At 72.3% G+C, this 9,295-nt stretch carries 10 protein-coding genes; 5 read left to right on the forward strand and 5 right to left on the reverse strand.

Features of this window, described 5'->3' with window-relative positions; genetic code table 11:
* Positions 1-316 precede the first annotated feature (316 nt).
* Positions 317-823 carry a hypothetical protein gene (locus ACZ6JY_RS38365; RefSeq protein ID WP_469203822.1) on the forward strand — a complete coding sequence of 169 codons (507 nt, stop codon included), beginning with the start codon at positions 317-319 and terminating at the stop codon, positions 821-823.
* 10 nt (positions 824-833) lie between these two features.
* On the opposite strand, the gene ACZ6JY_RS38370 is transcribed toward ACZ6JY_RS38365, so the two are convergent.
* From ACZ6JY_RS38370 to ACZ6JY_RS38385, 4 genes are all read right to left on the reverse strand, one after another.
* On the reverse strand, positions 834-1,832 hold the full coding sequence (locus ACZ6JY_RS38370) for a small ribosomal subunit Rsm22 family protein (protein WP_469203856.1): 999 nt from the start codon (positions 1,830-1,832) through the stop codon (positions 834-836).
* Positions 1,833-1,984: 152 nt separating this feature from the next.
* Entirely contained in the window at positions 1,985-3,181 is a 1,197-nt protein-coding gene (locus ACZ6JY_RS38375) for a serine hydrolase domain-containing protein (protein WP_469203824.1), read from the reverse strand.
* Entirely contained in the window at positions 3,121-4,410 is a 1,290-nt protein-coding gene (locus tag ACZ6JY_RS38380; protein ID WP_469203826.1) for a multidrug effflux MFS transporter, read from the reverse strand. The genes ACZ6JY_RS38375 and ACZ6JY_RS38380 overlap by 61 nt, the downstream gene beginning before the upstream one ends.
* Positions 4,411-4,558: 148 nt before the next feature.
* Positions 4,559-6,193 carry an alkaline phosphatase D family protein gene (locus ACZ6JY_RS38385; RefSeq protein ID WP_469203828.1) on the reverse strand — a complete coding sequence of 545 codons (1,635 nt, stop codon included), beginning with the start codon at positions 6,191-6,193 and terminating at the stop codon, positions 4,559-4,561.
* A gap of 133 nt (positions 6,194-6,326) precedes the next feature.
* Here ACZ6JY_RS38385 and ACZ6JY_RS38390 point away from each other — a divergent pair, with 133 nt between their 5' ends.
* Positions 6,327-7,160: an SDR family oxidoreductase gene (locus tag ACZ6JY_RS38390; RefSeq protein WP_469203830.1), complete on the forward strand. Its 834-nt coding sequence runs from the start codon at positions 6,327-6,329 to the stop codon at positions 7,158-7,160.
* Positions 7,161-7,327: 167 nt separating this feature from the next.
* On the forward strand, positions 7,328-7,792 hold the full coding sequence (locus tag ACZ6JY_RS38395) for a lamin tail domain-containing protein (RefSeq protein ID WP_469203832.1): 465 nt from the start codon (positions 7,328-7,330) through the stop codon (positions 7,790-7,792).
* 21 nt (positions 7,793-7,813) lie between these two features.
* On the opposite strand, the gene ACZ6JY_RS38400 is transcribed toward ACZ6JY_RS38395, so the two are convergent.
* Positions 7,814-8,140 carry a nuclear transport factor 2 family protein gene (locus tag ACZ6JY_RS38400; protein WP_469203834.1) on the reverse strand — a complete coding sequence of 109 codons (327 nt, stop codon included), beginning with the start codon at positions 8,138-8,140 and terminating at the stop codon, positions 7,814-7,816.
* A 152-nt stretch (positions 8,141-8,292) separates the two neighbouring features.
* Between ACZ6JY_RS38400 and ACZ6JY_RS38405 the strand changes: the two genes are divergently transcribed.
* Positions 8,293-8,826 carry a DoxX family protein gene (locus ACZ6JY_RS38405; protein WP_469203836.1) on the forward strand — a complete coding sequence of 178 codons (534 nt, stop codon included), beginning with the start codon at positions 8,293-8,295 and terminating at the stop codon, positions 8,824-8,826.
* Between the two features lie 22 nt (positions 8,827-8,848).
* The gene (locus ACZ6JY_RS38410; RefSeq protein ID WP_469203838.1) at positions 8,849-9,205 is read left to right on the forward strand and encodes a MazG-like family protein; all 357 of its coding nucleotides are present in this window, start codon (positions 8,849-8,851) and stop codon (positions 9,203-9,205) included.
* Positions 9,206-9,295: the final 90 nt, after the last annotated feature.

Genomic DNA, 9,295 nt, shown 5'->3' on the forward strand with positions numbered 1-9,295 from the left:
GGGGGGGGGGGGGGGGGGGGGGAAACGGGGGGGTGGGGGGCCGATCCCCCCCCCTGGCCGCTGGGGGAGAGAGGGGGGGTTGTCGTGTTTCCGTCTGGGGGGGGAGCCCCACCACGGCCGCCCGGCGGTCCCTCACGAAAAGTTCACGAATTCGTCCCAGACTCCCCGGCTCACCCTCCCCACACGCATCCCGCGTGATACCAATACGGGCGCACGGCCGCACGGACCCTTTTGTGCAGCCGTGTCACGACAACCAAACAGTCGGGCCCGGTACCTCCCGGGCCCAGGGGGAAGAGGTATCAGCGCAGTGAACCGTATGCGCACATCAGCCGCGATTCTGGCGACCGCGGGGGCCCTGACCGCCGCACAACTCGGCGTGGCGGGGGCCGCGTCCGCGTCGGAGAAGCCGACCGCGCGGGCCGCGTCTGCCGCTCCGAGCGCCGCGGCGCAGAGCTCGGGCTGCCCGATCGACATCATCTACACCTCCCGCTTCCAGGTCGACCGGAACGGGTGGGTGACCAACGGGGGCCTGTACTTCGGGCTGAAGAGCAAGAGCACCAAGAGCTTCAAGAAGGTCAGCTTCACCGTCACCAACGTCAAGAACATCCGCTTCGGCAAGGCGACGCCGACCGGCGGCAAGATCACCCGCAGGACGTCGCAGACCGTCAAGGTCTACGACAAGAGCCTCGCGGGCAAGGCCAAGCTGGGCTTCAAGGTGCGCACGCACCTGCTGAGCAAGCGCAACTACCGGGTGAAGTTCACCGTGCGCGGCAACGGCTGGAGCTGCGCGGTCAACCAGGGCACGTGGGGCGCCGGCTCCTAAGGGGCCTGCGTCACTCCGCGGACCGGGGCGGCCACGCGTCGCCCCAGTCCGTGTCGCGCGCCGCGCGGTAGAGGGGGCCGTGGCGCTTGGTCACGGTCTCCCTGCGCAACTGCTCCTCGGCCACGCACAGGTCGAGGAGCACCTGGCCCTTGCGGATCTGCGGTCGGCGCACCACCCTCGCCGCCGGCGGTACGGGGTCGAAGCGGGTCGCCGCCACGTAGCTGAACTTCTCGTCCTCGTACGCGAGTGAGCCGCCCTTGACCTGGCGGTGCAGGGACGATCTGCTGACCCGTGCCGAGAAGTGACACCAGTCGGTGCCGGGCTCGATGGGGCAGGGCGCGCTGTGCGGGCAGGGCGCGGCGACGCGGAATCCGGCGGCGATCAGGCGGTCCCTGGCCTCGATGATCCGGGCGTAGCCGTCGGGGGTGCCTGGCTCCACGATGACGACGGCCTGTGCGGCGGCCCCTGCCGCGGCGTCGACGACGGAGCGCCGGTCGTCCTCCGTCAGCTCCTTCAGGACGTACGACACGGTGACGAGATCGGCGTCCTCGATCACGAGCGAGCCGCCGATCCGCGCGCGCTCCCACCGCACGGACGCCAACTGCTCCGTGCCCTGGGCGAGTTCGCGACCCAGGGCGAGCGCGGGCTCGGCCCAGTCGAGAACGGTGACGGGCCGCTCGCCCCGCCAGGTCTCGGCGACCGCCCACGTGGCGGCCCCGGTGCCACCGCCGACGTCCACATGACTGCCGGGCGCCCATCCCTCGGGCGCCGCTCCGGCGAGTGCCTCCAGGGCGGAGCACACCGCCTCGAAGGTCGCGGGCATCCGGTACGCGGCATACGCGGCGACATCCGCGCGGTCCCGCAGGATGGGCGCGTCGGTGGGTGTCAGCCCCCGGTAACTGGCGATGAGCCGGTCGACGGCCCGCGCGGCCTGCGTCGGCGGCAGCCCGTCGAGCAGCCCCCCGAGCGCGGCACGCAGGGCGTCAGCAGGACTGATGGAGATCGGCACGTTCACCCCCAAAGTCTACGGTCCCACCACTCGCCGGCGAGCAACGAGCAAGGCCACCCCAGGGGCGCGGGGAACTGCGCGAACAGCCACACACGACCCGCACCCGCGAGACGAACGTCAGAAGGCAGACGCGCCGCGAAGGGCACAGCCCCCTACAGCGCGGCAGCCCTGGCCAGCCGAGTGGCCGCCCGCGCCCGCGGAGAACTGTCCAGGGCCCCCCGCGCCCCCCGCCGCGGATGCACCGCATTGCCGAGCAGCACGAGAAACGTGTCGCTGGCAGGGTCGAGAACGAGGGACGTCCCGGTGAAACCGGTGTGCCCCGCGGCGCCACGCCCCGCAAGCTCCCCCATGAACCAGGGCTGATCGATCCCGAACCCCAGCCCACTCCCCATCATCATCAGCTCGACGAAGTCGGGCCCAAGGATGCGGGCCCTGCCATAGGACCCCCCGCAGAGGATCGTCCGGCAGAAGACCGCGAGGTCACGCCCCGTGGAGAAGAGCCCGGCGTGCCCGGCGACACCCCCCAGCGCCCAGGCGTTCTCGTCGTGGACGACCCCCCGCAGCATCCCCCGGTCGGCCTTGGCCCACGGTCTGCGCTGGTCCTCCGTGGCGGCGGCGTCCGGGCGCGGCCCGAAGCCGGTGCCGGCCATGCCGAGCGGCCGGGTGATGCCCTCGCGCACGAGGTCGTCGAGGGAGCGCCGGGTGAGGCGTTCCAGGATGTGCTGGAGCAGGAGCATGTTCAGGTCGGAGTAGACGTAGTCGCCGGGCTCCCCGACCGGTTCCTCCGCCCGCAGCGCCGCGAGCCGCGAGGCGTCGTCGGGACAGTCGTACAGCGGCAGCTCGGGCCGGAACCCGGAGGTGTGGGTGAGGAGCTGGCGCACGGTGACGCCGTGCGCGGCGGCGCCCCGGAAATCGGGGATGTACGCGCCCACGAGCGCGTCGATGCCGAGCGTGCCGCGCTCCAGCTGCTGCACGGCGGCGACGGTCGTGAAGAGTTTGGTGAGCGAGGCCAGGTCGAAGGGCGTGTCCACCCGCGTGGGGACACGCCACTCGTGGGGCAGCTCGACGCCCTGGCCGGTCTCCGGGTCGTACGAGGCGTAGCGCACCGCCCACCCGGCCGCCTCCTCGGCGGCGATGACGGGGCCGCGGCCCGCGACGACGACGGCGCCCGCGCACCAGGGGCGTGGCCCGCGCGTCAGCTCGCGCACCTCGGTGACCAGACGGCCGATCTCGTCCGGGTCGAGGCCCGCGCGCTCGGGGGTGCCGGTGCGCAGAAGTCGTGGTGAGCTCAGTGGTCCGCCTCCTCCGTGGGCTTGTGCTGCCAGGGGCGGCACAGTCCCACGAAGCATGCGATGGCCGCCAGCGCGCAGACCAGTTGGACGACGGCCATGGGGACGGCGGTGTCCTCCCCCGCGATGCCGACGAGCGGTGAGGCGATGGCGCCGACGAGGAAGGAGGAGGTGCCGAGGAGCGCGGAGGCGGACCCGGCGGCGTGCGGGGTGCGGATGAGGGCGAGCGACTGGGTGTTGGGCATGGCGAGGCCCATCGCTGACATCAGGACGAAGAGCCCGGCGGCGACGGGGAACAGGCCCACGTCACCGAAGACACCGGTCGTCATGAGGAGCAGGGCGGTGGCGGCGACGGCGATGGTGGCGAGGCCGTAGGCGAGCGCCTTGTTCAGGCTGACGCGGCCGACGAGGACCTTGCCGTTGATCTGTCCGACGGCGATCAGGCCGATGGAGTTGACGCCGAAGAGGAGGCTGAAGGTCTGCGGCGAGGCGCCGTAGATTTCCTGGATCACGAAGGGCGATGCCGAGATGTAGGCGAAGAGGGCGGCGAACGCGAAGCCGCCCGCGACCATGTAGCCGGTGAAGACGCGGTCGGCCAGGAGCGAGCGCATGGTGCGCAGCGCCTCGGCGGTGCCGCCGCTGTGCCGCTTCTCCGGGGCGAGGGTCTCGGGCAGGATCCGCCACACCAGGAAGGTCAGGGCAATACCGACGCCGGTGAGGACGACGAAGATGCCGCGCCAGTCCGTGAAGCGCAGGACCTGGCCGCCGATGAGGGGTGCGACGACCGGGGCCACCCCGGATATCAGCATCAGGGTGGAGAAGAAGCGGGCCATCTCCACGCCGTCGTACAGGTCACGGACGATCGCGCGGGCGATGACGATCCCGGCCGCCCCCGCGAGGCCCTGGAGCAGGCGGAAGCCGATGAGGAGCTCGGCGGTGGGCGCGAAGGCGCAGATCGCGGTGGCGACGATGTAGACGAGCAGGCCGACGAGGAGCGGCCTGCGGCGTCCCCACTTGTCGCTCATGGGGCCCACGACGAGCTGGCCGAGGGCCATGCCCATGAGGCAGGCGGTGAGGGTGAGCTGGACGGTCGCTGCCGGGGAGTGCAGGACGTCGGTGACCTCCGGCAGGGCCGGGAGGTACATGTCCATGGACAGCGGCGGGACGGCGGTGAGACCGCCGAGCACCAGGGTCACCAGGGCTCCGGTGCGGCGGAGGGCGACGGGGCTCTTGGGCTCCGCCGCCTTCCGTATCCGGTCCTGTTCCGTCGTCTGCCCGCGCTCAGGCATCTCGCCCCTCCCAGTGACTTCGTGTCCCCCCATGTTCGCAGCTCTGGGCCCCGCCCCGGACCGGAGCGGGTGGCAACGCCGGACGGGCTGTGGTTTCAGCCCCTCCGGCGTTTGAGGAGCGGGGTCCGGGGCGGAGCCCCAGGGGCGGTTACGCCGGCCGAAGCCCCGGGTCGCCCGCCTCGGTGACGAAGGACGCCGCTGTCTTCAGGGGCGCCCCCGGCTTCGTGACGGCGTCGACCGTCTTGAAGTCGGCCCGCGCCGACTCCCGGCCGAGGCCGACCGTCACGTAACCGCGCCGCCCGTTGTAGAAGCGCAGGTGCGGGTTGGCCTTGGTGTAGGTCTCCCAGTTGGCCGGCTTGTCGGCGCCGTCCTTGCCGCTGGCGATGGACGTGGCGACGATCTCCGTGCCGAGGGTCCTGGAGGAGGGGTCGTCGAAGTCGGCCTTGATGTCGAAGGCGTAGCCGACGTGCACGTCACCGGTGAGCACCATCAGGTTGTCCAGGCCCGCGGCCTTCGCGCCCGCGAGGACCCGCTGCCGGGAGGCGCGGTAGCCGTCCCAGGCGTCCATGGAGAGCTTGGCCTGTGCGGTGAGGTCCAGCTTGCGCTGGGAGAAGGTGACCTGCTGGGGGACGACGTTCCACAGGGCGCGCGAGCGGCGCCAGCCGTCGAGGAGCCAGCGCTCCTGTGTGGCGCCGGTGATGGTGCGCGCCGGGTCGTCCGTCTCGGGGCCCGCGGCGTGGGCCTTGTCTCCGTACGCCTGGTCGGAGCGGTACTGGCGGGTGTCGAGGATGTCGAACTGGGCGAGGCGGCCCCACACCAGGCGGCGGTAGAGCTGCGCGTCGGGGCCCTTGGGGAGCTGGGGGCGGCGCAGCGGCAGGTTCTCCCAGTACGCGCGGTAGGCGGAGGCGCGGCGGAGCAGGAACTCCGCGGCCGGGTCGCCGTTCTCGGAGATGTCGTCGGCGTAGTTGTTCTCGGTCTCGTGGTCGTCCCAGGTGACGACGAAGGGGTGCGCGGCGTGCGCGGCCCGCAGGTCGGGGTCGGACTTGTAGAGGCCGTACCGCAGGCGGTAGTCCTCCAGGGTCTTGGTCTCCTTGTTGTAGTGGGCGGGCAGCGTGCGGTCGGTGTAGTTGCGGGCGCCGCCCACCGCGTTCACGGCGTACTCGTAGAGGTAGTCGCCGAGGTGGAAGACGACGTCGACGTCCTCCTGCGCCAGGTGCTTGTGGGCGGTGAAGTAGCCGTCGTGGTAGGCCTGGCAGGAGACGGCGGCGAGGGTCAGGGAGCCGGGGCTGCTGCCCACCGCGGGCGCGGTGCGGGTGCGGCCGGTCTCGCTGGTCCACTGGCCCGCGCGGAAGCGGAAGTAGTAGCGGCGGCCCGGGTCCAGGTGGTCCACCTCGACGTGCACGGAGTGACCGAACTCGGGGTGGGCGGTGGCCGTGCCGCGTCTGGCGACCCGGCGGAAGCGGGCGTCGTGGGCGAGCTCCCAGCGGACGGAGACGCGCTCCTTCGGCAGGCCGCCGCCCGGCTCGTAGGGGGCGGGGGCGAGGCGGGTCCAGAGCAGGACGGAGGTGGGCTGCGGGTCGCCGGAGGCGATGCCGAGCGTGAAGGGGTCGTCCTTGATGCGGCGGGCGTCCAGTTCCGCGGCGGCGGCGACGCCCGCGCTCGGCAGGTTGGTGGCGAAGGCGAGCGCGGCGGCCGCTCCGGTGACGGTGAGGAAGCGGCGGCGCCCGAGGTGCTGGGCAGCGGCGCGGAGCTCGGGTGCGTGGTGCGTGCCTGCGGGTGTCATTGGACCCTTCCCTGACGATTGGTGTCAGGGGCATGGAAGTAGCGCGGGACGACGGTGGCCTGTCGCGTACACAACAGCCGGATGGCGGGCGGATGATGTCCGCGTGGACGCCCCTCCCGTACGCTGCGGGGCCATGAACGCTGAGCCAACTCCCGCGCAGGACCCCTTCCGGGCCGCCGTCCCGACGACCGGAGGGCAGGCCGCCGCGAAGACCGCCGTGGTGACCGGAGCCGGTTCCGGAATCGGCCGCTCCGTCGCCCTCGAACTGCTCGCCGCGGGCTGGTCGGTGGCGCTCGCCGGCCGCCGGGCAGAGACCCTGGAGGAGACGGCCGCCCTCGCGCGCGCCGGGAGCGGCGTGCGGGACGACGCCGTTGTGCCCGTACGGACCGACGTGTCGCGGCCACAGGACGTGGCGGCCCTCTTCGCCGCCGTGCGCGAGCGCTTCGGGCGCCTGGACCTGCTCTTCAACAACGCCGGCACGTTCGGCCCCGGCGGCGTCGCGGTCGAGGACCTCCCCTACGAGGCCTGGCGGCACGTCGTCGACACCAACCTCAACGGCGCCTTCCTCTGCGCGCAGGCGGCCTTCCGGCAGATGAAGGAGCAGGAGCCGCAGGGCGGCCGGATCATCAACAACGGCTCCATCTCCGCGCACACCCCGCGGCCCCACTCGGTGGCGTACACGGCGACCAAGCACGCCCTCACGGGCCTGACGAAGTCACTCTCCCTGGACGGGCGGCCGTACCGGATCGCCGTCGGGCAGATCGACATCGGCAACGCCGCGACCGACATGACCGAGCGCATGCGGTCCGGCATCCTCCAGGCCAACGGCGAGATGGCGGGCGAGCCGGTGATGGACGTGGCCGACGTGGCGCGCACGGTACGGCACATGGCGGAGCTGCCACTCGACGCGAACGTCCAGTTCGCGACGGTCCTGGCCACCAACATGCCCTACGTCGGACGGGGTTGACGCGGCGCGGCGGGGCGAGGCCCCGGGGCGGCGGCCGGGCGGCTCGCAAGGGGCGGTCACACGGCTGATACCTGCACAAGCGGAGCCGGACCTACCGCCCCAATCAGGGGCAGCACGCACCGTATGCTCAGCGTCTCTCCACGAGAACTTCACACTTGGAGCATCTGTTGCGCATACGCACCGCCGTCCCCGCCGTCCTCGCCGCCACCGCTCTGTCGGCGGCCCTGCTCGCCGCGTCGCCCGCGTCGGCCGCGAGCCACCAGGGCGGGCTGCACCTCGGCTACATCCAGTACGACAGCCCCGGCCGCGACACCCGCTCGAACTCGTCGCTGAACGCCGAGTGGGTCAACATCCACAACAACACCCGGTCCCCGATCCAGCTCAAGGGCTACAAGCTCAAGGACAAGACCGGGTACACCTACACCTTCGGCAGCTACAAGATCGGCGCGGGGAAGACCGTCAAGGTCCGCACGGGCAAGGGCACCAACGTCTCCGGCGTGCGCTACTGGGGCCGCGGCAGCTACGTCTGGAACAACACCGGCGACAAGGCCCGCCTCATCAAGCCGAGCGGCTCGCTCCAGGACTCCTGCTCCTGGTCCCGCACCGGCTCCGGGCACGTCAGCTGCCACTGACCGCCATCCGGAGGTGACGGCTCAGGCCTGGCCCGTCTCGAAGTGGGAGATCCTGCCCGCGTCGTCCAGGGTGAAGCGCCACTTGGTGCGCATCTCGCCCCACGTGTCGTTGCGGTAGGTGACGAGCAGCACGCGGCCCCCGTCCGACTCCGACTCGACGTCCATGTGGCCGCGCGAGGAGAAGATCTCCCGCTCGGTCCACTCGGCGACGTCACGGTCGGAGCCGTCGTCGGACATGGTCGCGCCGGGCGCGAGGAGTGCCTCGAAGGCGTGCTTGTCGTGGGCGTTCACCGCGGTCACGAAGGCCCGGACCGAGGGGTCGCCGAGCCGGTTCACCTGGATGCTCATGGGCTCACGCTCACACCGGGCGGGCGTCCGCGCCACCGGGACGCGGGCGCCCCTCACCCGTACGGCCGCCTGGGCCGGGTGCCGGGGGCCGGTCCGTCGGACGGTGGGAGAGGACAGATTCCGTTTCCCGCCCACCGCCTTGGGAGCCTCCCATGACCTGTACGTGCCTGGACCGCCGTGATCTCGGACTGCTGCTCCTGCGTGCGGGAACCGGAGGGGTGCTCGTCGCACACGGCGCCCAGAAGCTGTTCGGCTGGTTCGGCGGCCACGGCCTCGAAGGCACGGGCGCCTTCATGGAGTCCATCGGCTACAAGCCGGGCAAGCGCAACGCCCTGGTCGCCGGGCTCGCGGAGGCCGGCGGCGGCGCCCTCCTCGCCCTGGGCCTCGCCACACCGGCGGCGGGCTCCGCGGCGGCCGGCGCGATGGCGGGCGCCTCGGCCGTGCACGCGCCGAACGGCTTCTTCAGCCAGGGCGGCGGCTACGAATACCCGGCGTTCCTCGGCATGACCGCCGCGGCCATCGCCGTCACCGGCCCCGGCCGCTACTCCGTCGACCACGCGATCGGCCACTCCCTCAACCGCGCGTGGATGGTCCCCGCCGCGCTCGCGGGCACCGCGGTCGGGGTGCTCGTGACCCTGGGGGCGCGCAAGAAGAACGTACGCGAGAGCGCCTCGCCCGAGGAGTAGCCCGCGTGGCAGGCTGCGGGCCATGAACGACCGACCGGGCCCGCCGCAGGCCGCCCCGCACACGCCCGCGACTCCCCCGAACACGTGGGACACCATCGGCCGCCTCCACGACTGGCTGGAGTCCCACAACCAGCGGGCCCCCCAAGAGGCCCTGCTGCTGCGCATGCTGAAGCTGTCCGAGGAGGTCGGCGAGGTCTCCGAGGCGGTCATCGGCGCCATGGGCCAGAACCCGCGCAAGGGCACGAGCCACACCTGGGACGACGTACGGGCCGAGCTCTGCGACGTCATCGTCACGGCCATGGTGGCGCTGCGCACCCTGACCCCGGACGCGGAGGCCGTGCTCGCCGCGCACCTGCGCCGCGTCGCCGAGCGTGTCTAGGGTCTGTCGTTTGGATCAGGTCGGCTGGAGGGGCGGTGCCTTTTCGACCTGGCTCGAGCGGGGTCTGGTGCGTGCAGCTGCAAGGCGGAG

The sequence above is a fragment of the Streptomyces sp. NPDC046335 genome, from assembly GCF_055587985.1.